The organism is Sphaerisporangium sp. NPDC049457 (genome assembly GCF_055586705.1).
The window spans coordinates 129,976-154,452 of sequence record NZ_JBVJHR010000011.1 but is presented as its reverse complement, the minus strand read 5'-3'; the positions used below and the strand labels follow the sequence as shown (position 1 = coordinate 154,452).

The following is a 24,477-nucleotide window of genomic DNA, read 5'->3' as shown; positions in this document are numbered from 1 at the left end:
GCGGAGGCTCCGCAAGGAGCCGTCCGGGAGGACCTTCCAGGAAGCGAGGGCCGCGCCCGGTCAGGCGAGGCGGTTCACGCGGTCAGGCGAGGCCGTTCTTGGTGAGCCAGTCCTTGGCGACGGCGGGCGGGTCCTCCTTGTCGACGGCCACGCGCTTCATCATGTCGACGAGCCCGGCGGTGTCGAGCTTGGCGGAGATGGCGTTCAGCGTCGTGCGCACGGTGTCGTTCACGCCGGCCTTGTTGACCAGCGGGGTGACGTTCTGCGCGCTGAAGACGCTCTTCGGGTCCTGCAGCGGCACCAGGCCGTTGATCAGGATCTTCGGGTCGGTCGTGAAGACGTTGCCCACCTGGACGGCGCCGCTCTTGATGGCGTCCGCCGTGGTGTCGCCGGTGGGCTTCCACTCCTTGAACGTCAGGCCGTAGACGTCCGTGAACTGAGCCTCACGACGCTTCTTGAACTCGGGCGGACCGCCGACCGCGAAGTCCTTGGCCACCTTGGCCAGGTCCTCGATGGTCGTCAGGCCGTACTTGGCCGCGGTCTCCTTGGTGACGGAGAGGGAGTCGTTGTCCTCGGCCGCGGAGGAGTCGAGAATCTCCAGCTCGGCGGGGAGCTTGGTGGCGAGTTCGGAGTTGACGTCCTCCTTGCTCGCCGCGGTGCTCTTGCGGTCGATGAAGCCGAGCAGCCCGCCGTTGTACTCGGGCAGCACGGTCAGCGCGCCGCTCTTGATCTGGTCGTAGATGACCTCGCGGCTGCCGATGTTGAACTTCTCCTCCACCTGGACGCCCTTGGCCTGGAGCGCCTGGGAGTAGATCGAGGCGAGAAGGACGTTCTCCGGGAAGTTCGCCGAGCCGACGACGGCCTTGGCCGCGCCGGCGGAGGAGCCAGAGGCGCTGGGGGCCGCGCTCGCGCCGGTGTCGCCGCTGAGCGGGTCTCCGCCGCCGCACGCGCCCAAGGTCAGCACCGCGGCGAGTGCGACCGCCGCGGTGGTAATGATTCGCCTCATTGGTGCTAATCCCTTCAAAATCGGGGGGTTGTACATGTTACTGCCTCACGCGGCGGCTCACCCCAGGTGAGACCACCACACGCTGCAGCAACGTAAAACAGATCTGCACGACGAGGGCGAGCACGGCCACGAGGACCGCTCCCCCGATCGTGCTGGAGTAGTCCTTGGTCGCCAGCCCGTCGATGATGTAGCGGCCGAGCCCGCCGAGCCCCACGTACGCGGCGACGGTCGCCGTCGCGACCACCTGGATCGCCGCCACGCGCAGCCCGAGCAGGATCAGCGGCATCGCCACCGGGACCAGCACCTTCATCAGAACCTGGCCGCCGCGCAGGCCCATGCCGTACGCGGCGTCGCGCAGGTCGTGCTCCACGCCTCGGATGCCCTCGTAGGTGTTCACCAGGATCGGCGGGATCGCCAGCGCCACCAGCGGCACCAGCACCGGCCAGGTCGTGCCGACCCCGACCAGCAGGACGATCAGCACCACGAGCCCCAGGGTGGGCAGCGCGCGGGCCGCGTTCGCCGTGACGACGACGAGCACGGCGCCCCTTCCGGTGTGGCCGATCAGCAGGCCGAGCGGGATCGCGATGAGCATCGACAGCAGCAGGGCCACCAGCGAGAACTGGACGTGCTCGAGCAGCCGGGCCGGGATGCCGCCCGGACCCGACCAGTTCGCCGGATCGCCGAAGAAGTCGATCAGCCAGTTCACGCGGCCCTCCTGGCGCGAGCCCACGGCGTGAGCAGGCGCTGCGTCAGCACCAGCAGACCGTCGGCGAGCACGGCCAGCGCCACGACCAGCACGATGCCCACGATGATCGGGGTCGGGAACTGGCGCTGCCAGCCGTCGATGAACAGGTAGCCGAGCCCGCCGCGGCCGATCAGCGCGCCGACGCTGACCAGGCTGATGCTGGAGACCGTGGCCACCCGGAGGCCGGCCAGCACCACCGGCACCGCGATGGGCAGCTCCACCTGGAGCAGCCGCCGCATCGGCCCGAAGCCCATGGCCACGGCCGACTGGCGCACGTGGTCCGGCACCGCCGCCAGGCCGTCCACCACCGCGGGGACCAGCACCGCCAAAGAGTAGAAGGTGAGCGGGACGATCACCGTCGCGCGCTCGGCCAAGCCGGTCAGCGGGATCAGCACGATGAACACCGCGAGCGACGGCAGGGAGTAGACCACGTTCATCAGGCTCACCGTGGGCTGGTAGAGCACCCGCCAGCGCGCGCTCGCCAGGCCCAGCGGCAGCGCGATGACCAGCCCGAGCAGCACGGGAACCAGCGCGATGATCACATGGTCCACCAGCATCTGCTGGATGTTCGGCAGGTTGCGGCCGATCCACGCCCAGCGGATCAGCGGCTCGCCCTCATCCATGGGAGACCGTCCTGGCACGTGCCAGCGCCTCGTCCAGGGCCTCCCGGGTGACGACGCCCTCGAAGCGCCCGTCGCCGTCCACCGCGATCGCGTGGCCGGACGGCGCGAGCAGGGCGGCGTCCAGCGCGGCGCGCAGGGAGTCGGTCCGGCGGTCGAACGCGCCGAACGGCAGCAGCCCGTCCACTCCTGCCCCCCGCCCGGAGCCACCCGCACCCGAGCCCTTGGCGACCGAGCCGTTGGCCGCCGATCCCTTGGCGACCGGACCTTCCACGCTCGGGCCGCCCGCGGCCGGAGCGTTCGCGTCCGGGCCGCTCGCCTTCGGAGCGTTCGCTTTCGGGTCGTTCGCTTTCGGGTCGTTCGCTTTCGGGTCGTTCGCGCGCCAGCCCAAGGGACGGTCGTCCGCGTCGAGCACCACCGTCCACCCGGGAATGTCCCGCTCGCGCCGCACCGCCACCCCCTCGGCCGGGACGAACGACAACCGCCGGATGCCGCGATCTCTGCCGAGGAACCCCTCGACGAAGTCGTCCGCGGGCTCGGCCAGCAGGGTCGGCGGGTCGGCGATCTGCGCGAGATGCCCGCCGACCCGCAGCACCGCGACCGTGTCGCCCAGCTTGATGGCCTCATCGATGTCGTGCGTGACGAACACGATCGTCTTGTGCAGCTCGGCCTGGAGCCGCAGCAGTTCGTCCTGCAGGCTCGTGCGCACCACCGGGTCCACGGCGCTGAACGGCTCGTCCATCAGCAGCACGGGCGGGTCGGCCGCCAGAGCCCTGGCCACCCCGACGCGCTGCTGCTGCCCGCCGGAGAGCTGGAACGGATAGCGCCCGGCGAGCCCGGTGTCGAGACCCACGCGTTCGAGCAGCTCCATCGCGCGAGCGCGCGCCTTCTTCTTGTCCCAGCCGAGGAGGTACGGCACGGTCGCGACGTTGTCCACGATCTTGCGATGCGGGAACAGGCCGGCCTGCTGGATGACGTAACCGATGCCGCGGCGCAGGGTCGGCGGGTCGATCTGGCGGACGTCCTGGTCGTCGAGCAGAATGCGGCCCGATGTCGCGTCGATCATGCGGTTGATCATGCGTAGCGAGGTCGTCTTGCCACATCCGGACGGCCCGACGAAGACGGTTATGGCCCCGGTGGGCACCTGGAGACTGAGATTGTCGACGGCCACCGTTCCGTCGCCGTAGCGCTTGGTGACGCCTTCGAAAGTGATCACGCACGACCTCGTGCTTCTCCGGCCGGACCTCGTGGCCCGGATACGTCGAGTCGGCTGCGCACGGCTACCACCCGTTCGGCAGCCCCCACGGTAGGTGACGGCCCGACCGCAGGTCCACTTGATCTATCCCGACACAGCCTATGGGGATCTCCGACAATCCCTCCCAGCGCCCCCCTCATGCCGACTTGTCGGCTTTTCGGAAAAGAGGGAAGGCTCGGTGGACAGGTGCTTCTTGCTGGTACTTTCGCGATATCTATCAAACTGGCATCGATTGGTGCGGCCTCCGGCGCGACCTTGACATGATTGGCTCCCGACCCCCCTCTAACCTCCGGCGCCACTCCCAACCCACCGACCACGCTCGAGAATTCCAGAGGATCCGGCTGTGACCCCTTCGCTCATCGACCGCCGCCCTCGGGGCGAACTGGTCGCCGAGCTCTACGACCGTCACGCCGCCGGGCTGTTCGCGTACTGCCACGACCAGCTCGGTGACACCGCCTCCGCCGCCAACGCCCTGGCGGCCGTTCTCATCGGCGTCCCGGCCGTCGAGCCCCCGCGCGCCGCCCTGTACGCGCTCGCCCGCCGCGAGATCTACCGGCGCGATGTCGCCTACTCCTTCCCCTCGGTCGATCCGGCCGCCGACCCGGTGACGGCCGTGGTCGAGCGGGTGCTGCGCGAGGTACGCCCGCACCAGCGCGAGGTCCTGCTGCTGTCGGCGGTCTGCGGGCTCGACACGGTCGAGCTCGCGTGGGTCCTCGACGTCGCGGCCGACACGGCCGAGCAGCTCATGATCAGCGCCCGTCACCGTTTCGCTCGGTCCCTGGTCGCGGCCGTCGACTCCGCCCGGGCCACGGCGCCGAAGCCAAGGGTCGCGGCCGAGTACACCGTGCTCGCCATCGCGCCGGCCGAAGAGGCCCTCGGCCGCCTGCCCTGGCGGAAGCCTCCGGTGTCCCTGCGTGCCCGCATCCTGAGCGCGCTGCCCGAAGAGACGAGCACGGGCACGGCCGAGGCCGCCGCCCGGTCGCAGGACAAGCGCTGGCCCACCACACCGCGCTGGCCGCTGCCGCTCGCCGAGCCGAACCCGGTCACCAACACCGGCGTCTTCCCCGCCCAAGAGGTGAAGCCGCCGAAGCCCGGCCGCCGGTCCAAGCACGAGGCAACCACCGAGCCCATGCCCAAGATCCGCAGCATGGCACGCTCCATCCCCACCCGAAAGCCGACCGGCCCCTCTCATGAGCAGCCTGCCGGTCCCCTTCGCGAGCAGCCGGGCGGCCCCCCTCGCGAAGAGCAGAGCGGTCGGCTTCGTGGGAAGCCGGCCGGCTCCTCTCGCGAGAAGCCGAGCGGCTCCCCCCGTGAGAAGGGGTCGCCGTTCAAGGACGCCCTGGCGACCGGGCAGTGGCCCACGCTCCAGCGCACCTTCAGCGTCGGCACGCCGCCTCCCGTCGCCGCGCGACGGCCCGCCGAGTCCGAGCCCACCGCACCCACCACTCCCGCCACCCGCGAGCCCGCGACCGGTCAGGCCGCCGACCTTCACGGCCCTCACCCCTCCGCCCCGCATGACACACCCGCCGACCCGTTCGCCTTCCGCAGCACGCAGGGCACGCCCGTCGACTGGTTCGGCTCGAACCGCACGAACGCCCACCCGTCCGGCCTGTACGGCGCAGACACCGGTTCTTCTTCCACGGAGCCCGCCCGCTCGGCGGAGGCCGGGCAAGGGGCTGCCGAGCGTGAGCGGCGGGGCTCTGCCCTGTCAAGGCTCATCGCGGCGGCGCGTGGTGCGTTCAAACGCACGAACACCCCGACGACACCCCCGCCGAACGGCCCGGCGAAGCCCCTGCCGAACGGCCCGGTGACGCTCCTGCCGGACGGCTTGGCGACGCCACCACTGAACGGCTCAACGACACCGCCGCTGAACGGCCCGGCGGCGTCCCCGCTGAGCGACCCGGCGATGCCTTCGCCGACCGCGTCCGGCACGCCATCGGCCGTCCCTGCCGCCTCCGTGTGGGAGTTCCCGCCCGCGTGGGTGAAGCCCTCGGTCAACGACGCGACCACGGCGGGCGATGGCCCTTCGACCGTGGAGATGCCGGCGATCTCCCTGGCCACCGCCCCCGCCTTCCCCGCGCAGAGCCCACCGCCGTCCGAAGTCGCGTCCGGACCCGGCAACGCCCCCGCGTCCACGAGCGCCGCGACCTCGTCCCTCGACGCCGAATCCGCGCCCACAGGCGCCGCGACCTTGTCCACGGACACCGACTCCACGTCGGCGAGCACCGCGGCCCCGTCCGCCGACACCCGAACCACGCCCACAGGCGCCGCCACCTCGTCCACCGACACCGAAGCCACGCCCGGAAACATCGCGGCCCCGTCCATCGACACGGGAACCACGCCCACAGGCGCCGCGGCCCCGTTCACCGACACCGAGACCACGTCCGCGGGCGCCGAGGCCGGCTCCACGGATGTCGCGACCGAGGGGTCCGGTCCCGCCGTCGCGGCGTCTACGGACGCTGCCACCGCCGACACGGCGTCCGCGGCTCCTGATGCCGTGCCCGCCGGGCCATCCGGAGGAAGGACGCGGCCGCAGCGGCATGACAGGCTGAAGCCGATCAAGATCGGCGAGCACCACTACGACTGGCTCTGGGAGCTCGCGGGGTTCGTCCTGTGCGTCGCGATCGCGATGCTCGTGTTCTTCACGGTCCCCACGATCGTCACCCCCTGACCCGGCGCCCGCCATGCCGGCGTCCGCGCCGTTCGATCATCAGGCGGTGCTGCGGTATGTCCACATTTCGGCCATCTGTCCGTCCGCTATGCGAACCAGCCAGATCATGCCCGTCCCTGAGGCGTCGAGATCCGATCCCTGGTGAACGCTGCCGACGGCCGCGATCCGGTCTGCGTCGGCAAGGATGCGGTCGATGTGGAAGCTGACGTCGGGCCGCGCCGCTTTCAGCTGCTCGACCGAGCGTTGCACGGCCGCGGGGCCGGTCACCTCGGGATGGGCGTGGTCGACCCAGTCTTCGCTGAGGATGGCCGGGGCGACGGAGGCGTCGCCGGTGTTCCACATGTGGAAATAGCGTGCCACTAATCGCTTGGACGCCGTGGCGACGGTTTCGTTCATCACCGTTGTGCTCCCAACTGGGTTCGACCGCGATGTCCAGCCCACTTTATGGGGGCATGTCGGCGAAGATCACCTCATTGCCGGTGAAGTCAGTCGGTGGAGAGGATGAGGCCGCTGGTGGGGACGCCGGTGCCGGCGGTGACCAGGACGTTGCGGACGCCGGGCACCTGGTTGACGGAGGTGCCCCGCACCTGGCGCACGGCCTCGGCGATGCCGTTCATGCCGTGGATGTACGCCTCACCGAGCTGACCGCCGTGCGGGTTCACCGGCAGGTGGCCGTCGATCTCGATGCCGCCCCCGGCGATGAAGTCCCGCGCCTCTCCCCTGCCGCAGAACCCCAGCTCTTCCAGCTGGGTGAGCACGAACGGGGTGAAGTGGTCGTACAGGATGGCCGTCTGGACGTCCCGCGGCGACAGCCCGGACATCTCCCACAGGCCGCGCGCCACCACGCCCATCTCCGGCAGGCCCGTCATGTCGTCGCGGTAGAAGCTGGTCATCATCATCTGCCCGGCGCCCGCCCCCTGCGCCGCGGCCGTGACGACGGCGGGCGAGCGCCGCAGGTCCCTGGCCCGCTCGGCCGAGGTGACGACCAGGGCCACCGCGCCGTCGCTCTCCTGGCAGCAGTCGAGCAGGTGCAGCGGTTCGACGATCCACTTCGACGCCTGGTGGTCCGCGAGGGTGATGGGCCGCTGGTAGAACCAGGCGTTCGGGTTGGCCGCCGCGTGCCGGCGCATGGCCACGGCGACGCGGCCGAAGTCCTCGGAGGTCGCGCCGTAGGCGTGCATGTACCGCCGGGCGAACATCGCGACCCACGCGGCCGGGGTCATCAGCCCGAAGGGCACGTGCCAGCTCATCTCCACGCCGAGCGATGACGGCTCGCCGCCGAGGCCGGCGTTCGGCTGGCCGAACCGGCGGCCGGACCGCTCGTTGAAGGCCCGGTAGCAGACCACCGTGGAGGCGACGCCGGTCATGACGGCCATGGCGGCCTGGAGCACGGTGCCGCACGCAGCGCCTCCTCCGTACTCGACGCGGGAGAAGAAGGACAGGTCGCCGATGCCCACCTCGCGGGCGACGGCGATCTCCTGGTTGGCGTCCTGGGTGAAGGTCACCAAGCCGTCCACGTCGGACGGGGAGAGCCCGGCGTCGTCCAGGGCGGCGAAGACGGCCTCGGCGGCGAGCTGGAGTTCCGTGCGGCCGGACTCCTTGGAGAACTCGGTGGCGCCGATGCCCGCGACGGCCGTGCGGCCGGAGAGGGAGTGCACGTGGTGACCCTTTCTGGTGGCGCCGGCCTCAGCGGGGCAGGCAGAAGCGGACCGTGCCGATGGCGTGGTCGCCCAGGCTCACGGCGCCGCGGACCTCGACGGTCACCTCGCCGCCCTCGCGGGAGGTGACCGTCCCGCTGAAGGTGAGCGTGTCCCCGGCGTACGCGGGCACGCCGAGCCTGACGTTGATGCCCTTGATCAGGGCCTCCGGCCCGGCCCAGTCGGTCACGTAGCGCTCGACCAGCCCCATGGTGGTCAGGATGTTCAGGAAGATGTCCTTGGAGCCCTGGGCCTGTGCCCCTTCGACGTCATGGTGGACCGGCGTGAAGTCCATGGTGGACAGGGCCGTCGCGATGACCGTGGTCGGCGTCAGCTCGATGCGCAGCGGCGGGAGCGCGGTTCCGCGCTCGATGTCGTCTTCCGTCAGTGTGCGCATCACGACTCCCGGGGTACCCACATCGGCAACGTCAGCTTGTCGTCCATTTCGCGGTATGTCACTCGCACCGGCATACCGACACCCACCGCTTCCGGCGGGCATTCCACGACATTTCCGACAATGCGGATGCCCTCCGGTAACGCGATCACGGCCACCACGAACGGCCGCTCGATGCCCGGAACCGGCGGGTCGTGGTGCACGACGAAGCTGTAGACCTCGCCGAGCCCGCTCGCCACGGTGTACACCCTGTTCGCCGACCGGCACGACGGGCAGACGGGCCCGGGCGGGTGCCGCAGCTCGCCGCAGTCTCCGCATTTCTGGATCCGCAGCTCGCCTTCCCTGACACCCTCCCAGAAGAACGCCGTGTCCCGGTTGACGGCCGGTCGCAGAGGATACGCACTGCGCTCCTCGGGCGCGGCTTTCTCCTCCCGCGGACGAAACTTCAGTACCCGGAACATCATTTCCGCCACCGGCTCTTGGTCGGAATACCAGACCATCTGCCAGGTCACGAAATATCCGGTGCCGAGCGCCGTGGTCTTCGGCCCGGTCAGCCCGGTCAGCCGCGTGGCGGGGACCAGCCGCTCCCCCAGCCGCACGTACCGGTGGTAGGTCTGCTCGCAGTTGGTGGCCACCACCCCGGTGAAGCCGCCCTCGTCGAGCGTCCGCAGCACGTCGTCCACCGGCGTGGCCGCGCTCTCGCGCGGGCCGACCCCGGGCATCGTCCACACCTGCGCCATCGCCGGCGGCGCGACGATCTGCCCGTGCACGCTCGCGGCGGCGAACTCCTCGTCGGTGTAGACGGGGTTGGCGTCCCCCATCGCGGCGGCCCAGTGGCGGATCATCGGCAGGTTGACGGGGTCCGCGGCCGGGACGCCGCGCACCTCGCCCACCGCGATCTGCCGTTCCGCCAGGGCGGTCAGCCGCTCGTGAAGGTCCGGCGCCGCCGTCGTCGTCATCTCTGCCCTCCGATAACGCGATCGCCGCTCAGCGCGTCCGTCGCCATGTCTCTCCCTGAACCGTGTCGAGCGTCTCCACCGTGCCGGACTCGTTCACGCGCCCACCGTGGCCGGCCGCCGGTCACCGCGCCGGGACGCCGCGCCGCGCGCTCACCGTGGCGGCCGCGGCAGGCCGAGGCCCAGCATGGCGATCAGCTCGCGCTGGACCTCGTTCACCCCGCCGCCGAAGGTGAGCACGATCGCCCCCTTCACCGACCGGTCGAGCTGCTGGACGAACGCGGCGGTCTCAGGATCGGACAGGTCGCCGAACCGCGCCAGCGTCTCCCCCACGATCCTGCCGACGTCCTGCATGCGCTCAGAGCCGTAGATCTTGGTGGCCGAGGCGTCGGGCGCGCCGAGCCAGCCGAGGCCCATGTTCGCGGCGACCTGCCAGTTGAGCAGCTCGTTGGTGCGGAAGTAGGCGTAGACGCGCCCGAGGGCCCGGCGCACCGCGGGCTCCTCGATCGCGCCGGTGCGCCGCGCCCAGGCGGCGAACCGGTCGTACACGCGGGCGAGGTTGCCGGCCGGGCCGAGGGTGACCCGCTCGTGGTTGAGCTGGTTGACGATGAGGTCCCAGCCCTTGTTCTCCTCGCCCACCAGCATGTCGGCCGGCACCTGGACGTCGGAGTAGTACGTCGAGTTGGTGTGGTGACGCCCGTCCATGGTGACGATCGGCGTCCAGGAGTACCCGGGGTCACGGGTGTCCACGATCAGCATCGAGATGCCGCGGTGCTTCTTGGCCTCGGGGTCGGTGCGGGCGGCCAGCCAGATGTACCCGGCGTAGTGCGCACCGGAGGTGAAGATCTTCTGCCCGTTGACGACGTAGTGGTCGCCGTCCCTGACCGCCGTCGTGCGCAGGGAGGCCAGGTCGGTCCCCGCGCCCGGCTCGCTGTAGCCGATGGCGAAGTGGCAGTCCCCGGCGAGGATGCGGGGCAGGAAGAACTCCTTCTGCTCGGTCGTGCCGTACTGCATCAGGGTCGGGCCCACGGTCTGCACGGTGATGATCGGGTACGGCACCTCGGCGCGGGCGATCTCGTTGGCGAAGATCTGCTGCTCCAGCGGCCCGTAGCCGCCCCCGCCGTACTCCTCGGGCCAGCCGAGCCCGAGCTTGCCGTCGCGGCCGAGCCTGCGGCAGTGCTCCATGTACGCCTCGCCGAACGGGTCCTCGGCGATCTTGCGGCGGTCCTCGTCGGTCAGGCAGGCGGCGAAGTACTCGCGCAGCTCGTCGCGGAGCCGCTTCTGCCCGGGCGTCAGGTCGATCAGCATCGGACGAGGGCTCCCATCGTGTCGAGCCGGGCCTCCACGCCGCCGAGCAGGTGCGCCCGGTGCTTGCCCCAGGCGAAGTGGCGGTGCAGCGGGTAGGTGACGTCCAGGCCGAGCCCGCCGTGCAGGTGCTGGCAGGTGTAAAGGGCGGCGAGCGCGGTGTCGGCGACGGTGTGCGCGGCGACGGCGAGGTCCAGGTCGGCCTCCTCGTCCAGCCCCTGGTCCACCCGCCAGGCGCCGGACCGGACGGCCACGTCCAGCGCCCGCCCGGCGATGTAGACGTCCGCGATCTGCATGGTCACCGCCTGGAACTCGGCGAGCGCGCGGCCGAACTGCTTGCGGGTCTTGATGTGCTCCGTGGTCAGCGCCAGCGCGCCCGCGAGCACGCCGGAGGCGCTCGCGGTGAGCGCCACCAGCGCGAGCCGGCGAAGGAGGGCGAAGGCCGCTCCGTCGGGCTCGCCGAGCGGCTCGGCCGGGGTGCCGTCCAGCTCCAGGGCCGCGGCCGGTTCTCCGGTGGCCGTGGGCACGGGCCGCAGGCCGGCGGCCGCAGGATCGACGAGGAAGAGCCCGGCGCCCTGCGGCGTCGCGGCGGGGACGACGATCGCGGCGGACTCGGCCGCGTAGGACACCATGGCCTTGCGCCCGGAGAGCGCCCATCCGTCGCCGTCCGGCCGGGCCTCGGTGAGCGGCGGGGCCCCGAGGTCGCGGCCCGGCTCCAGGAGGGCGGCGGTCAGCACGATCTCGCCCTCGGCCAGGCGTGCCGCCCGCTCGCGCTGCGCGGCCGAGCCGTACCGGCCGATCACCATGGACGCGACCAGGCCGTCCTGCAGGGGGGCCGGGACCACCCGGGCCCCCGCCTCGCGCGCGATCACGGCCATCGCCACGGCGCCCAGCCCCGCGCCGCCGGCCTCCTCGGGCAGGCAGGCCCCGATCAGGCCCGCCTGTGCCACCGAACGCCACAGCGCGGCGTCGTAGGGGTCGCCGCTCCTGTCGTGGGCGGCGAGGCGGTCATGCCCCGCCTCGCGGCCGAACAGGCCCGCGGCCAGCTCTTTCAGCTCCGCCTGCGTCTCGTCGAGGTCGAAATCCATCACGACGCCTTCCGTGCGGCCCGGTCGAGCCCGTGGAGTCCGGTCAGCCGCAAATTAGAACAGATTCTAATCTCTGTCCAGAGCCATTACGCGAGACCCTTGCCCGACATCCGCGCGCAACACAAAGGTCATGCAAGAACGGCATTCCTTGTGACCGGCGAGTAACAAGCCCTACCTGCGGATAATCCGGTAACGTGTTCTTATGCGCACCTCGCATGCCGGAACGGCCGCCGTCCCCGACGGCGGCGACCCCGCGGCGATCCCGCCTCCGGCGGGCCGGGCCTCCTCCGGCGTTCGCACCCGCAGCCAGCACCAGCGTCGCAAGCGCATCGTCCAGGCCGCGGCGGCCCTCGCCTCGCGCGGCGGCGTCGAGGCGATGCAGATGAGAACCGTCGCCGAACGCGCCGGGGTGGCGCTCGGCACCCTCTACCGCTACTTCCCCTCCAAGATGGATCTCGTCGTCGCGGTCGTCGGCGAAGAGATCGACCTGCTGGAGACCAGCATCGAACGGCGTCCGCCGAGCGCCGAGGCGGCGGCCGGCCGGGCGGTCGACGTGCTCATGCGGGCCACCCGCGGCCTGATGCGCGAGCCAGAGCTGGCCGACGCGCTGATCCGCTCACTCATCATGGCCCAGGTCGAGGTGCCGTTCGGCGACCGCATGGCCGGGCTGCTGCTGCGCGTCTCGGGCAACGGCCTCACCCTCCAGACGGCGAGCGAGGAGCAGTTCGCCCTGGCGGGCTCGCTGGCCGGCGTGTGGGTGACCGAGCTCCTCGAGATGCTGCGCGGCCGGCGCACCTACGAGCAGATCCAGCGCCGCATCGAGATCGCGGCCGAGCGCCTGTTCTCCGACTTCGGCTCCTGACCACAGCCGCCGCCCCGCCGGGCCCCCTTGGCCCATGAGGGCTTCCGCGCCAAATTAGAACCGGTTACAGTCGCGACTGGAACGATGTTCTAACGGTGAGGAGGCCGCATGAGCAGGCCCGTGATCGTCGAAGCCGTGCGCACCCCGATCGGCAAGCGCAACGGCCGGTTGGCGGGGGTCAAACCCCAGGCGCTGCTCGCGGCGGCCCTGAAGGGGGTCGTGGAGAGGTCCGGCGTGGACCCCTCGGCGATCGGCCAGGTCTTCGCGGGCTGCGTGACCCAGGCGGGAGAGCAGGGCGGGCACATCGGCCGGCACGCCTGGCTCTACGCGGGCCTGCCGTACCAGACCGGGGTGACGACGGTGGACGCCCAGTGCGGCTCCTCCCAGCAGGCCGTGCACCTGGTCGCCGCCCTCATCCAGGCCGGGGTGATCGACGCGGGCGTCGCCTGCGGCGTCGAGTCCATGAGCCGCCAGCCGCTCGGCAGCAACGTGCTGCCCGCCGACCCGCGCCCCGGCGACTGGTCCATCGATCTGCCCGACCAGTTCACCGCCGCCGAGCGCATCGCGCGGCGCCGCGGGCTCACCCGCGAGCGGCTCGACCACTTCGGCGCCCGCTCCCAGCGGCTCGCGGCCAAGGCCTGGGCCGACGGAAGGTTCGAGCGCGAGATCCTGCCCGTGACTGCGCCCGTCCTCGGCGACGACGGGACTCCGACCGGCGAGACCGGCGCCGTCTCCACCGACCAGGGACTGCGCGAGACGACCGTCGAAGGGCTCGCCCGCCTGCGGCCGGTACTCGGCCCGGACGCCCTGCACACCGCGGGCACCTCGTCGCAGATCTCCGACGGCGCGGCGGCGGTGCTGCTGATGAGCGAGGAGGCCGCGGCCCGGCACGGCGTACGGCCGCGCGCCCGCATCCTGGCCCAGGCGCTGGTCGGCTCCGAGCCGTACTACCACCTGGACGGGCCGGTGGACGCGACCGCCAAGGTCCTCGCCATGTCCGGCATGTCGATGAACGACGTCCACAGGTTCGAGGTGAACGAGGCGTTCGCGGCGGTGGTGCTGTCGTGGGCGGCGGTGCACGAACCCGACATGGAGCGCGTCAACGTGAACGGCGGGGCGATCGCGCTCGGCCACCCGGTGGGCGCGACGGGCGCCCGTCTGATCACCACCGCCCTGCACGAACTGGAGAGGTCGGACAACGCGACCGCCCTGGTGTCGATGTGCGCGGGCGGCGCCCTGGCGACCGCGACCATTCTCGAGCGCGTGTGAGGACGCGCCGGAGGCCCTTCAGCGCCCAGCGGCCCACCGACATGGGGGGCGGGGTGTGGAGCGTGCCGGTGCCGATCCCCGGCAGCCCGCTCGGGTACACGCTGGTGTACGCCCTGGAGTCCTCCGGCGGGCCGGTGCTGATCGACGCGGGCTGGAACCACGAGGACGCCTGGACGGCGCTGCGCGACGGGCTCGCGACGGCCGGCGTGGACGTCCGCGAGGTGCGCGGGGTGGTCGTCACCCACTACCACCCCGACCACGCCGGGCTCGCCGGGCGCGTGCGCGAGGAGTCGGGGGCCTGGATCGCCATGCACGAGGCGGACGCCGCCCTGGTGCGGCTGATCCGCGGCCTGCCCGACGGCTCCCACGGCGACTTCCAGGCGGAGATGATGCGCAGGGCGGGCGCGGGGGTGGACGCGGACGCCGTCCGGCGGTTCGAACGTCCCGACCCGCCCGCCCAGCCCGATCGCGAACTGCGGGACGGCGACCTGGTGGACCTGCCCGGACGCGCGCTGCGCACCGTGTGGACGCCCGGCCACACTCCCGGGCACGTGTGCCTGCACCTGGAGGACGCCGGCCGCCTGTTCACCGGCGACCACGTCCTTCCCGATATAACCCCTCACATCGGCATCTATCCATACGATCGCCAGGACATCGACCCGCTGGGGGACTTCCTCGCGTCCCTCACCCGCGTGGCCGGCCTGGGCGACGCGGAGGCGCTGCCCGCGCACGAGCAGGCGTTCTCCGGCGTCGCCGCCCGCGCGGCCGAGATCCGCGCCCACCACGAGGACAAGCTCCTGGGGCTGCGCGAGCTGATGGCGGCGTCCGCGGCCGAGCCGCTGACGATCTGGCAGGTCGCCGAGCGGATGACTTGGAACAGGCCCTGGGCGGAGCTGGCGCCGATGCAGCGGGGGCTGGCGGCGAGCGAGGCGGCGGCCCACCTTCGGAGCCTGGAGGTCCAGGGCGCCGTCCGCCGTGAACCTGGCGCTCCCGGCGATCCCGTGCGGTTCACCACTACGTCACATTGACCCCATACACTCATAGACATCCGATGTCTGGGGAAGCGCAATCCGAGGTGGTGACTTCGTGGCGGTCACGGACGCTGCGATCGACAAGATCAAGGGCATGATCGTCTCAGGCGAGCTGGGGCCCGGTGCGAGGCTGCCCAAAGAGGCCGACCTGGCCGAACGCCTCGGCCTGTCCCGCAACTCGCTCCGCGAGGCCGTCCGCGCCCTGGCCCTGATCAACGTGCTGGACGTGCGGCAGGGCGACGGCACCTATGTCACCAGCCTCGAACCCCACCTCCTGCTCGACGCGCTGTCGTTCGTGGTCGACTTCCACCGCGACGACACCGTGCTCGAGTTCTTCCAGGTGCGACGCATCCTCGAACCCGCCGCCACCGGCATGGCGGCGCTCGCCATGAAGGACGATCAGATCGAGGAGCTGCGGTCGATCCTGGAAGCCATGCCCGACGATCCGAACATCGAGCAACTCGTCGCCAACGACCTGGAGTTCCACCAGCTCATCGCCAAGGGCTCGGGCAACACCGTGCTCTGCTCGCTGATCGAGAGCCTGTCCGGGCCGACCACGCGGGCCCGCGTCTGGCGCGGCCTCACCCAGGAGGGCGCCACGGCCAAGACCAGAGAGCAGCACACCGCGATCTACGACGCGATCGCGGCCCGTCAGCCCGACGTCGCCCGCGCCTGGGCCACCGTCCACGTCGCCGGCGTCGAGGAATGGCTCCGGCGCGCGCTCTGATCGTCGCCCTCCCCCGACCTCGGACGGCTCGCCGCACGGCCGCAGGCGGCGCCCGACTACGTCGCGACGGCGGCGGCATGCGCGGTCGCGGCGGCGGCGAAGGCGCGGATGACGGGGTGGGGACGCGTGCCGTCGCCCGCCAGCTCCGGCTGGAACAGCGTGCAGAAGAAGAACGGATGGCCGGGAAGTTCGGCGATGCGCGGCTGCCCCTCGTCGTCGTGCCCTGAGAAGATCATGCCGTGCTCGCGCAGCAGGTCGACATGGCGCTCGTCGAGGCCGTACGAGCAGTAATAGCGCTCGACCACCCGCCGCGTCCGCAGCAGCCGCTCGGCGAGCGAGCCGGCCGTCACCCGCACCGCGGCCTCATGGCCCTTCAGCGAACACGCCAGCGGCACGATGAGCATCGTGTCCAGCGTCGCCTCCCGCAGAGCCTCACCTTGGAGGTTCTCGGCGTGACCGGCGCCGGGCACGCCGCACACGTCGCGGGCGAACTCCAGCATGGCGTGCTGGAAGCCGCCGCAGGTGCCGAGGAAGGGCACCCGCGCCTCCCGCGCCGCGCGCACGGCCGCGATCGCGCCGGCCTCGCTGCGGTACGGGCTGCCCGGCAGCAGCCAGACGCCGTCGAACCCGTCCAGGACGCCGTCCTCCTCCGCGTCGCCGGTCGGGACCCAGTACGCGTCGACGGTCAGGTGGTGCCGCTCGCGCAGGGCGTCCAGCAGCCCGGGGATGCGCGTGTGAGCGCGCACGTGCGGCGAACGGTCGCCGACCAGCGCGACGCGGGCGCCGCAGGGACCGAGAGCGGGCGGATCGGCCGTCGTACGGCCCCGAGTTCGCGTCATGGGGACATCGTGACCGGACGCCCCGGTCACGCGCCAACGATGATCGGCCATGCCTTCATCAGGAACACTTATGGGATGGACCCCCATCTGCTGCGCACGTTCGTCACGGTGGCCAAGTGCGCGTCGTTCTCCGCGGCGGCCCGCACGCTCGGGTACACCCAGTCGGCGGTCTCCCAGCACGTGGCGGCGCTGGAGAGCGACCTCGGCACGGCGCTGCTGCATCGGCGGCCGGTGAGCCTCACCGACGCCGGGACGCGGCTGCTGGAGCACGCCGTCCCCATCCTGGTGCGCCTGGACGCCGCGCGGGCCGATGTCGCCATGGTCGCGGGCGGATCTCCGGAGCACCTCATGGTCGGCGCGACCCCGCTGGCCGTGCCACGGCTGGTCGCCGGCGCGCTGGCCCGCCTGCGGCGAACCGCTCCCACGCTGACGGTCACCCTGCGCGTCGCGGGCCGTGAAACCGTGGTCGGCGCCGTCGCGAGCGGCGAACTCCATCTGGCGCTCGTGGACGGCGTGGTCGCGCCGAGCGACCCGATCAGGCTGCCCGACCTCGGACCGCTCGCCGCCGCCGCCGTCGCCGAGGGTCCGCTGCGGGTGCTCCTGCCCGCCGGCCACCCTCTGGCGGAGCGGCGCGCCCTGCGGCTGCACGACCTGGTGGACGCCCGGTGGATAGACGCGCCGGAGGTGGCCGCGCCGCTCGCGGACCTGCGCGCGGCGGCCGAGGCGGACGGCCCCCGGGCCTCCTTGCACTATGAGGGGACCGACGCGGCCACCCTCCTCGCGCTCGTCGCCGCCGGCCACGGGCTGACGATCCTCCCCGAGACGGCGCTGCCCGACGGCGCCTGCCGCCAGGGGGCCATCTGCCCCGGAGCCGCCGTACCACATGCCGTGCCGCATGCCGTGCCGCTCGCCGCGCCGCGGCTCGTCCACCGGACCGAGATCGTGCACGGCCGGCTCCTCCCGCCGCCCGCGGCGGCGTTCGCCGAAGCCCTGCGAACCGGCTGAGGCAAGGCCCACACCACAGCCGAGGTGCCCTGCGAGACGGCTGAGGCGAGGTCCACGGCACAGCCAAGCCCTGCGAGACGGCTGCGGCGAGGTCCGCGGCACACGGAAGACGCTTCACCGGGCCGTCCGGGCGTCGTTAGAATCTCCGGCTCACTCTGTCAGGCCCCGCCGGGGGCCGCGGTGTCCGAAGGGGGACGGGGAGATGGCGGGCAATCGGGTGTTCATGGACGTGCGGCCCCTGCGGCGCTCGCCCGCGTTCCGCCGGCTGTGGGCGGGGACGATGCTGTCCGCGGTCGGGGGGCAGATGACGAGCTTCGCGGTGGTCCTGCAGGTCTACACGCTCACCGGCTCTGCGGTGGCCGTCGGCGCGGTGGGCCTGGCGAGCGCCGTCCCGGCGATCGTGCTCGGACTGGCCGGCGGGGCGATCATCGACGCGTTCGACCGGCGCAAGCTCGTGCTGGTGACCAGCGGCTGTCTGGCGCTGGTGTCGGCGCTGTTCGCCGTCCAGGCCTTCGCCGGCCTCACGCGGGTGTGGCCGTTGTACTGCCTGGTCGCGGTGCAGTCCGTGCTCGGCGCGGTCAACGGCCCGGCGCGCGGCACCTTCCTCGCCCGGCTGCTGCCGGCCGACCAGGTTCCGGCCGGCGCGTCGCTCAACATGTTCGCCTTCCACTTCAGCGCGACGGTCGGCCCCGCCCTGGCGGGGCTGATCGCCGCCGCCTGGGGGCTGCGGACGTGCTACCTCGTCGACGCGGCGAGCTTCGCGGTCGCCCTGTACGGAATCGCGCGCCTGCCCGCGATGCCGCCGGAGGGCGGCGGCGCGCGGCCCGGCCTGCGGGCGATCGGCGAGGGGCTGCGGTTCATCCGGCGCGACCGGGTGATCGGCGGTGCCTTTCTCGCCGACATGAACGCCACCGTCCTCGGGATGCCCTTCGCGCTGTTCCCGGTGATCAACGCCGAGCGCTTCGGCGGCTCGGCCGAGACCCTCGGCCTGCTGACCTCGGCCGTCGCGGTCGGCGGCCTCGCCGGGACGGCGTTGTCGGGGTGGGTCGGGCGGGTGTCGCGGCAGGGACGGGCCATCCTGGCCGCCGGGGCGGTCTGGGGCGCGGGCGTCGCCGGGTTCGGCCTGGCCCAGAGCCTGTGGCTCGCGCTCGCGCTGCTGTTCGTGGCCGGCGCCGCCGACGTGCTCAGCGTGGTGTTCCGCACCGCCGTCGTGCAGGTGGCCACGCCCGACCGCTACCGGGGGCGGGTCGGCGCGGCCGAGTACCTGGTCGGCGTCGGCTGCCCGCAGCTCGGCAACTTCCGCGCGGGCGCGGTGGGCTCTCTGCTGTCACCGGCGGTGAGCGCGGTCGGCGGCGGTCTGGCCACCGTCGCGGGGGCCGCGGTGATCGCCGCCACCGTGCCGGCCCTCAGGCGGTACACGGCCGCCCCGGCGCTGCCCTCGCCGGAGCCCGAGGAGGCGGAACCGAGGGTCTGAGGCCCCGTCCGACCGGTTTCCGGCTCTACACCGGGCAGAACCCCGCGTCCGCCGGGCCTCTGTCGCGGGAACTGCTCAAAGCCCTCGGTTGACGACCGGCGCTCCGGAACATCAGGAAAGTGTAGAGACGCTACAGCGTTCGGTTAAGAAGAAATAGATGGACTGAACGCTCCGCTGCCTCGAAACTCCAGGCGTGCGTCCCTTTCACTCGTTCCTCGCCATCGCCGTCACCGTCGTCTGGGGAGTCAACTTCGTCGCCATCGACCTCGGGCTTGAGCACTTCCCCCCGCTGCTGTTCGCGGCCGTGCGTTTCGCCCTGGTGGCCGTTCCCGCGGTCTTCCTCATCCCGCGCCCGGCCATCCCGGTCCGCTGGATCGTCGTGGTGGGGCTGTTCCAGTGGGCCGGGCAGTTCGGGCTGCTGTTCACCGCCATGTACCTCGGGCTGCCCGCCGGGCTCAGCTCGCTCGTGCTGCAGGCGCAGGTGATCTTCACGGTGGTCTTCGCCGCGGCGGCCCTCGGCGAGCGGCCGGGCCGGCGCCGCCTCACCGGCATCCTGGTCGCCTCCGCCGGCATCGCCGTGATCGCGATCGGCCGGGGCGCACAGGCGCCGTTGTGGCCGCTGCTGCTCGCGCTCGGGGCCGCGGCCTCCTGGGGCCTGGCCAACGTGTGCGTCCGGCGGGCCGAGGCGCCCGCCGGGCTCGGGCTGCTGGTGTGGTCGAGCCTGGTGCCGCCCCTGCCTCTGCTCGCGCTCTCGGGCGTGTTCGAGGGGCCGGACCGCATCCGCGGCGCGTTCACCTCGTTCCATGCGGGCTCGGTCGCGGCGCTGGCGTACGTGGTGCTGCTCGCGACGTTCGTGGGCTTCGGCATCTGGAACGCGCTGCTGCGCCGCTACCCCGCGTCGGCGGTGGCGCCGTTCACCCTGCTGGTGCCGCTCGTCGGCATGGCGGCGGCCGGCGCGTGGCTGGGCGAGCGCCCCAGCGCGGGCGAACTGCTCGGCGGCGCGATCGTGCTGATCGGCCTGACGACACTGGCCCTGCGCGTGCCGGCGCGGGGCGCCGCCGCCGCTCCCGCGGCCACCTCGGACGCCGACGGCGCTCCGCCGGGCGCGGCCCTGCGCGGCGCCGAGGCCGGCTGACGCGGCGGGCGGCCGCACCTCTGCGGCGGCGGGGCCGGCAGGGCCGCGACGTCCACGTCACCCGGCACGTCGAAGGCCGGCGGCGCGGTTCAGAACTCGACGTTGACGCAGGCGAGCCGGGGGCCGGCCTGGCCGGCGTGCCCGGCGCCGGTGTGGGTGTGATCGGCATGGATGATCACCGAGTGCGGGCGCCGCTCGGCGAACCCGCGCTCCAGATCGGCGTGGGAGAACCCGTTGCCCTGGCCGTCGGTGGTGAAGTCGAGCCAGATCTCGTTGCGGGGGTTGGCGTACTTGGGGTCGGTGGACGGCGTCTTCGGGTCCTGCGTGTACTGGAAGTGCGGCCCGGCGTCCTCGCCCTTGGGCCCGCAGGCGTTGGTGTGCACGTGCGCGCCGTACCTGCGGTTCGGCAGGAGGCCCTGCGCTCTCAGTTGCACGCTCGCGCGCCCGTCGGCGGTGGGGACGTAGGCGACGGCCGCCGCCGCGCCGGAGGGGACGAGCTTGGGGTCGTAGGTGACGGCCGTCTGGCCGGGGCCATAGCCGGCGAACCGGCCGAGCGCGAGGACCGGCTCTGGGACGCGGCCCAGCGGCTCGGCCTGCGGCCCGGCGGCCAGGGCGCCCTGGCCCAGCATCGTCAACGGCACGACCATCGCCATGACTCCCGCGCGCACCACCATCATGTGCCTCTCCCTTACCCGGTTCGAACGACCTTTCGCCAACATTTGCGGATATACCCGACGTCATAGCCAGACGAGCCAATATGTAGCTAAGAATGAGCAAGCCACGTTAATTGTCCGCCGCGTTGCAGCACGTCCGAGCGATGCAAACCGTTCACCGGCCGCGATTCAGCATGGTGCCATAAATTGCCATGAGAAGGGCCGGGTTCTCCTATCCGGGGGGTGCGCCACGGCGACTCGGACGCCGGCGGGCCATCGGATGCGGTGAATTCAGTTTCCCTTCGCGGCGCGGCCGAGACGGAAGGCCGAGATGAGGAAGAAGATGCCGCCGGGGATGGCGTAGCCGGCCGCGTTGGCAAGCGTCGGGTGCTCCGCCGAGGCGCCGATGATGAACGACGCGCCGGCGAGCACCGAGATGCCGCCGCTGATGATCATCGGCCACTGGCCGCCCATCTTGCGGCGGGTGACGCCCACGACCAGCTGGATCACCCCGGCCACGACCGCCCAGGCGCCCCACACGCGCAGCACCGCCGGGATGCCGGACGCGGAGGCGACGGCCACGCCGATGGCGGTGACCAGGCTGACCGCGATATTCGCGTACAGCAGGGCGGGTGACCCGGTGGCGCGCGACGCGCGGGCGTCGATGACGGCGGCGGCCACGTCGAACAGCGGGTAGAGCACGAGCAGGGCGACCGCGAACGGGCCGAGTTCCGAGGCGGTGGTGAACATCGCGAGGGCCCAGACGATGGCGAACGCGAACCGGACGAAGTACAGCCGCCGCAGCGCGGACGCGGTCTGGAAGACAGCGGGCGAAGCGGCGATGGTGCCAGTGCTCATGGTGATCCTTGCGTGGATGAGTGACGGAGAGCGGTTCGGCGCGTCCGCCTGGTATGCCTGCTGACCAGGTGCTGAAGGACGAGCCCTTTAAGAGACAGAACGTTCTATCCCCCAGATAGCATGGCAACATGTCCCGCAAGCTGTCAAGACCGAACGTTCTACCTACTAGGATGGCGGCATGCGCAGCCAATCCGAAGGCCGGCCGTCCGAAGCGCGAACCCGGCTGCTCAACACGGCCACCCGGCTCTTCTACGCGGAGGGCATTCATGCGGTCGGCATCGATCGCATCGTCGCGGAGGCCCAGGTGACGCGGGCCACCCTCTACCGGCACTTCCCAGGCAAGGAAGACCTGGTCCTCGCCTACCTGAACGAGGTCGACCGGATGATGCGGGGCCAGGCGGACGAGGCCGCCACCGCCGGACTCCCGTCCCCCGCCGCCGCCGTCCGGGCCGTCGGCGAGTCCATCGCCCAGGGCATCCAATCCCCCGGCTTCCGGGGATGCGCGTTCCTCAACGCCGCCGCCGAGTATCCCGACCCCGAGTCCCCGGTGCGCAAGGCGGTGCTCGCCCACCGCCAATGGTTCCTGGACACCGTCACGGACCTGCTGGCCAAGGTCCAGGAGGCGGGCGCCGAACCCGCCGCCCGCCATTTCGTGATGCTGCGCGACGGCGCCATGGCCGCCGGCTGCCTGTTCGACCCGGCGCTGATCTGCGAGACCTTCCTGCGCGGGGTCGACAGGCTCGTGCGGGTCCACGCCGGCACCGGCGAGATCGGACCGGCGGAACCCTGGGACGCCGGTGACGTGCCCGCGCGTTGACCGGTCCGGTCGCCGTCGTCGTGACGTGGGCCGCCGACGGGCGAGCTACATCTCCCAGACCAGTCGCATGCCCAGGGACGACGGGTCGAAGCCGCCGCCGTCCAGCAGGCGGTTCATCTGGACCTGCCATGCCTGGTTGGCCGCGCTGTGGCGCATCTTCTCCTGCAGGATCGCGTAGTCCTCGACCTCGATGTAGTGGAACAGGTCGAGACCGTCGCGCCAGATCTTCCACGAGTGCACGCCGGCCTCGCGCATCTCGGCCTCCAGGTCGGCCGGGATGGAGGCGTGCTCCTTGTCATAGGTGTCTTCGGCCCCCGGCAACAGCCGGGTGCGCATGGCGAGCCGCTGCATCAGTCTTGCGCCTTTCCACTAAGTGACCTGGACGAGCGTCAGCGCGAGGGGGATGCCCCCCTCCGCGGCTCGCCAGCATCCCACCGATCATGAACACCGTCCACAGGGCCCGGACGGCGCGCACGACCGGCCGCGCGGGCCGCCGCCGGCGACCAGGGCGGCCGGCCCGCGGGCCTCGATCATCCGAGATCTTCCTTGACGTCGGGCTCCGCCCAGACGCGCCCGCCGGGGAAGGCGTAGGCGTCGATCGACTCCGGGCGCATGGCGGCGCTGAACCCGGGCGCGACGGGCGCCTGGTAGCGGCCGTTCCGGACCACGACGGGGTCGACGAAGTGCTCGTGCAGGTGGTCGACGTACTCGATCACGCGATCGCGCAGGCTGCCGCTGACCGCCACGTAGTCGAACATGGCCAGGTGCTGCACCAGCTCGCACAGGCCGACGCCTCCCGCGTGCGGGCAGACCGGCACGCCGAACTTGGCGGCCAGCAGCAGGATCGCGATGTTCTCGTTCACGCCGCCGACGCGGGCGGAGTCGAGTTGCACGACCGACATCGAACCGGCCTGGAGCATCTGCTTGAAGACCACGCGGTTCTGCACGTGCTCGCCGGTGGCCACCTTGATCGGCGCGACGGCGCGGGCGATGGTCGCGTGGCCGAGCACGTCGTCGGGGCTCGTCGGCTCCTCGATCCAGTACGGGTCGTACCGCTTGAGCGCGTCCACCCAGGTGATGGCGTCACCGACGTCCCAGCGCTGGTTGGCGTCGACGGCGATGCGGAAGCCGGGGCCGCACACCTCGCGGGCGATGCGCATGCGCCGCAGGTCGTCGTCGAGGTCGGCGCCGACCTTGAGCTTGATCTGGGTGAAGCCCGCGGCGATCGCCTCCCGGCACAGGCGGCGCAGCTTGTCGTCGTCGTAGCCGAGCCAGCCGGGGGAGGTGGTGTAGGCGGGGTAGCCGTCGGCCCGCAGGCCGGCGGCGCGCTCTGCGCGGCCGGGCTCGGCGCGGCGCAGGATGTCCAGCGCTTCGGCGGGGGTGAGCGCGTCGCTGATGTAGCGGAAGTCGACCAGCGAGACGATCTCCTCGGGGGACATCTCGCCCAGCAGCCGCCAGAGCGGCTTGCCCTCGATCTTGGCCCTGAGGTCCCACAGCGCGTTGACGACCGCGGAGATCGCCATGTGCATGACGCCCTTCTCCGGGCCCAGCCAGCGCAGCTGGGAGTCGTGCGCCATCTCCTTGTACAGGGCGCCGAGGTCGTCGGGGCGCCTGCCCACGACGAACGGCCGCAGCGCCGCGATGGCGGCGGTCTGCACGTCGTTGCCGCGGCCGATGGTGAACGCGAAGCCGTGCCCGTCGACGTCGCCGTCGGTCCTCAGGATCACGTAGGCGGCCGAGTAGTCGGGGTCGGGGTTCATCGCGTCGGAGCCGTCCAGCTCCCGGGAGGTCGGGAACCGGATGTCGTGGGTCTCCAGCGCGGTGATCATCGGAAGGTCGCTCATGCCCGGCCCGCCGTCCGGCGCCGGCGGCCCGCCAGGCCCCGCACGTCACGCGGGCGTCCGGCGTCGTCCCGTACGGCGGACCGTTCCCTTCCCGGCCGCCCGACTCGCAACAGCTCCACGCGCATCCCCCAATTCATCCGATGTGTTGAGAAGAAACACTACGCGGAGATGCCCGCACGTCAAGAGGTCCGTCGGCCTTCCCGGCCATTCATCGGATGGCTATGCC

General features: G+C 72.0%; 24 protein-coding genes. 9 read left to right on the top strand and 15 right to left on the bottom strand.

What is annotated here, in order from left to right; genetic code table 11:
* Nucleotides 1-82: 82 nt before the first annotated feature.
* The 4 genes from ACZ6QO_RS18845 to ACZ6QO_RS18830 are packed head-to-tail and all read right to left on the bottom strand — an operon-like array spanning nucleotide 83 to nucleotide 3,587.
* Nucleotides 83-1,006 carry an ABC transporter substrate-binding protein gene (locus tag ACZ6QO_RS18845; RefSeq protein ID WP_465852222.1) on the bottom strand — a complete coding sequence of 308 codons (924 nt, stop codon included), beginning with the start codon at nucleotides 1,004-1,006 and terminating at the stop codon, nucleotides 83-85.
* Between the two features lie 37 nt (nucleotides 1,007-1,043).
* Nucleotides 1,044-1,712 carry an ABC transporter permease gene (locus ACZ6QO_RS18840; protein ID WP_465852221.1) on the bottom strand — a complete coding sequence of 223 codons (669 nt, stop codon included), beginning with the start codon at nucleotides 1,710-1,712 and terminating at the stop codon, nucleotides 1,044-1,046.
* Entirely contained in the window at nucleotides 1,709-2,374 is a 666-nt protein-coding gene (locus ACZ6QO_RS18835) for an ABC transporter permease (RefSeq protein ID WP_465852219.1), read from the bottom strand. The genes ACZ6QO_RS18840 and ACZ6QO_RS18835 overlap by 4 nt, the downstream gene beginning before the upstream one ends.
* A complete protein-coding gene (locus tag ACZ6QO_RS18830; protein ID WP_465852217.1) occupies nucleotides 2,367-3,587 on the bottom strand; it encodes an ABC transporter ATP-binding protein in 1,221 nt (406 codons plus the stop codon). The genes ACZ6QO_RS18835 and ACZ6QO_RS18830 overlap by 8 nt, the downstream gene beginning before the upstream one ends.
* A 382-nt stretch (nucleotides 3,588-3,969) precedes the next feature.
* Between ACZ6QO_RS18830 and ACZ6QO_RS18825 the strand changes: the two genes are divergently transcribed.
* Nucleotides 3,970-6,297 carry a hypothetical protein gene (locus tag ACZ6QO_RS18825; RefSeq protein ID WP_465852216.1) on the top strand — a complete coding sequence of 776 codons (2,328 nt, stop codon included), beginning with the start codon at nucleotides 3,970-3,972 and terminating at the stop codon, nucleotides 6,295-6,297.
* Nucleotides 6,298-6,336: 39 nt separating this feature from the next.
* Here ACZ6QO_RS18825 and ACZ6QO_RS18820 read toward each other — a convergent pair whose 3' ends face one another.
* From ACZ6QO_RS18820 to ACZ6QO_RS18795, 6 genes are all read right to left on the bottom strand, one after another.
* Nucleotides 6,337-6,693, bottom strand: coding sequence for an ester cyclase (locus ACZ6QO_RS18820; RefSeq protein ID WP_465852214.1), 357 nt, complete (start codon nucleotides 6,691-6,693; stop codon nucleotides 6,337-6,339).
* 89 nt (nucleotides 6,694-6,782) lie between these two features.
* The gene (locus ACZ6QO_RS18815; RefSeq protein WP_465852213.1) at nucleotides 6,783-7,955 is read right to left on the bottom strand and encodes a lipid-transfer protein; all 1,173 of its coding nucleotides are present in this window, start codon (nucleotides 7,953-7,955) and stop codon (nucleotides 6,783-6,785) included.
* 28 nt (nucleotides 7,956-7,983) lie between these two features.
* Nucleotides 7,984-8,391 carry a MaoC family dehydratase gene (locus ACZ6QO_RS18810; RefSeq protein ID WP_465852212.1) on the bottom strand — a complete coding sequence of 136 codons (408 nt, stop codon included), beginning with the start codon at nucleotides 8,389-8,391 and terminating at the stop codon, nucleotides 7,984-7,986.
* Nucleotides 8,391-9,347 carry a bifunctional MaoC family dehydratase N-terminal/OB-fold nucleic acid binding domain-containing protein gene (locus ACZ6QO_RS18805; RefSeq protein ID WP_465852211.1) on the bottom strand — a complete coding sequence of 319 codons (957 nt, stop codon included), beginning with the start codon at nucleotides 9,345-9,347 and terminating at the stop codon, nucleotides 8,391-8,393. Before ACZ6QO_RS18805 ends, ACZ6QO_RS18810 begins: the two co-directional genes overlap by 1 nt.
* 150 nt (nucleotides 9,348-9,497) lie before the next feature.
* Nucleotides 9,498-10,652: an acyl-CoA dehydrogenase family protein gene (locus ACZ6QO_RS18800; protein ID WP_465852210.1), complete on the bottom strand. Its 1,155-nt coding sequence runs from the start codon at nucleotides 10,650-10,652 to the stop codon at nucleotides 9,498-9,500.
* Complete coding sequence (locus tag ACZ6QO_RS18795) at nucleotides 10,646-11,737, bottom strand: acyl-CoA dehydrogenase family protein (protein WP_465852208.1); 1,092 nt, start codon at nucleotides 11,735-11,737, stop codon at nucleotides 10,646-10,648. Before ACZ6QO_RS18795 ends, ACZ6QO_RS18800 begins: the two co-directional genes overlap by 7 nt.
* A 202-nt stretch (nucleotides 11,738-11,939) precedes the next feature.
* Between ACZ6QO_RS18795 and ACZ6QO_RS18790 the strand changes: the two genes are divergently transcribed.
* The 4 genes from ACZ6QO_RS18790 (at nucleotide 11,940) to ACZ6QO_RS18775 (ending at nucleotide 15,626) form a co-directional block, all read left to right on the top strand.
* Nucleotides 11,940-12,599: a TetR family transcriptional regulator gene (locus tag ACZ6QO_RS18790; RefSeq protein WP_465852206.1), complete on the top strand. Its 660-nt coding sequence runs from the start codon at nucleotides 11,940-11,942 to the stop codon at nucleotides 12,597-12,599.
* Nucleotides 12,600-12,707: 108 nt separating this feature from the next.
* Nucleotides 12,708-13,868, top strand: coding sequence for a steroid 3-ketoacyl-CoA thiolase (locus ACZ6QO_RS18785; protein ID WP_465852205.1), 1,161 nt, complete (start codon nucleotides 12,708-12,710; stop codon nucleotides 13,866-13,868).
* Nucleotides 13,869-13,909: 41 nt separating this feature from the next.
* Nucleotides 13,910-14,896, top strand: coding sequence for an MBL fold metallo-hydrolase (locus ACZ6QO_RS18780; RefSeq protein WP_465852433.1), 987 nt, complete (start codon nucleotides 13,910-13,912; stop codon nucleotides 14,894-14,896).
* Between the two features lie 58 nt (nucleotides 14,897-14,954).
* Complete coding sequence (locus ACZ6QO_RS18775) at nucleotides 14,955-15,626, top strand: FadR/GntR family transcriptional regulator (RefSeq protein WP_465852203.1); 672 nt, start codon at nucleotides 14,955-14,957, stop codon at nucleotides 15,624-15,626.
* Between the two features lie 56 nt (nucleotides 15,627-15,682).
* Here ACZ6QO_RS18775 and ACZ6QO_RS18770 read toward each other — a convergent pair whose 3' ends face one another.
* A complete protein-coding gene (locus ACZ6QO_RS18770; protein ID WP_465852202.1) occupies nucleotides 15,683-16,465 on the bottom strand; it encodes a CTP synthase C-terminal region-related (seleno)protein in 783 nt (260 codons plus the stop codon).
* Nucleotides 16,466-16,540: 75 nt separating this feature from the next.
* Here ACZ6QO_RS18770 and ACZ6QO_RS18765 point away from each other — a divergent pair, with 75 nt between their 5' ends.
* The 3 genes from ACZ6QO_RS18765 to ACZ6QO_RS18755 all read left to right on the top strand — a co-directional run bounded on the left by ACZ6QO_RS18765 (nucleotide 16,541) and on the right by ACZ6QO_RS18755 (nucleotide 20,079).
* Nucleotides 16,541-17,470: a LysR family transcriptional regulator gene (locus ACZ6QO_RS18765; RefSeq protein WP_465852200.1), complete on the top strand. Its 930-nt coding sequence runs from the start codon at nucleotides 16,541-16,543 to the stop codon at nucleotides 17,468-17,470.
* Nucleotides 17,471-17,672: 202 nt separating this feature from the next.
* Nucleotides 17,673-18,944 (top strand): MFS transporter, encoded by a 1,272-nt coding sequence (locus ACZ6QO_RS18760; RefSeq protein ID WP_465852198.1) that lies wholly within the window; start codon nucleotides 17,673-17,675, stop codon nucleotides 18,942-18,944.
* A 193-nt stretch (nucleotides 18,945-19,137) separates the two neighbouring features.
* Nucleotides 19,138-20,079, top strand: coding sequence for an EamA family transporter (locus ACZ6QO_RS18755; protein ID WP_465852197.1), 942 nt, complete (start codon nucleotides 19,138-19,140; stop codon nucleotides 20,077-20,079).
* 89 nt (nucleotides 20,080-20,168) lie between these two features.
* Here the strand turns inward: ACZ6QO_RS18755 and ACZ6QO_RS18750 are convergent, their stop codons facing one another.
* On the bottom strand, nucleotides 20,169-20,756 hold the full coding sequence (locus ACZ6QO_RS18750) for a superoxide dismutase family protein (RefSeq protein ID WP_465852195.1): 588 nt from the start codon (nucleotides 20,754-20,756) through the stop codon (nucleotides 20,169-20,171).
* Nucleotides 20,757-21,023: 267 nt separating this feature from the next.
* Nucleotides 21,024-21,590 (bottom strand): hypothetical protein, encoded by a 567-nt coding sequence (locus tag ACZ6QO_RS18745; RefSeq protein ID WP_465852193.1) that lies wholly within the window; start codon nucleotides 21,588-21,590, stop codon nucleotides 21,024-21,026.
* Nucleotides 21,591-21,768: 178 nt separating this feature from the next.
* Between ACZ6QO_RS18745 and ACZ6QO_RS18740 the strand changes: the two genes are divergently transcribed.
* Nucleotides 21,769-22,407: a TetR/AcrR family transcriptional regulator gene (locus tag ACZ6QO_RS18740; RefSeq protein ID WP_465852192.1), complete on the top strand. Its 639-nt coding sequence runs from the start codon at nucleotides 21,769-21,771 to the stop codon at nucleotides 22,405-22,407.
* 45 nt (nucleotides 22,408-22,452) lie between these two features.
* On the opposite strand, the gene ACZ6QO_RS18735 is transcribed toward ACZ6QO_RS18740, so the two are convergent.
* Nucleotides 22,453-22,758, bottom strand: a complete 306-nt coding sequence (locus tag ACZ6QO_RS18735; RefSeq protein WP_465852190.1) for an L-rhamnose mutarotase — start codon at nucleotides 22,756-22,758, stop codon at nucleotides 22,453-22,455.
* Between the two features lie 179 nt (nucleotides 22,759-22,937).
* Nucleotides 22,938-24,251 carry an L-fuconate dehydratase gene (locus ACZ6QO_RS18730; protein ID WP_465852188.1) on the bottom strand — a complete coding sequence of 438 codons (1,314 nt, stop codon included), beginning with the start codon at nucleotides 24,249-24,251 and terminating at the stop codon, nucleotides 22,938-22,940.
* Between the last annotated feature and the right edge of the window lie 226 nt (nucleotides 24,252-24,477).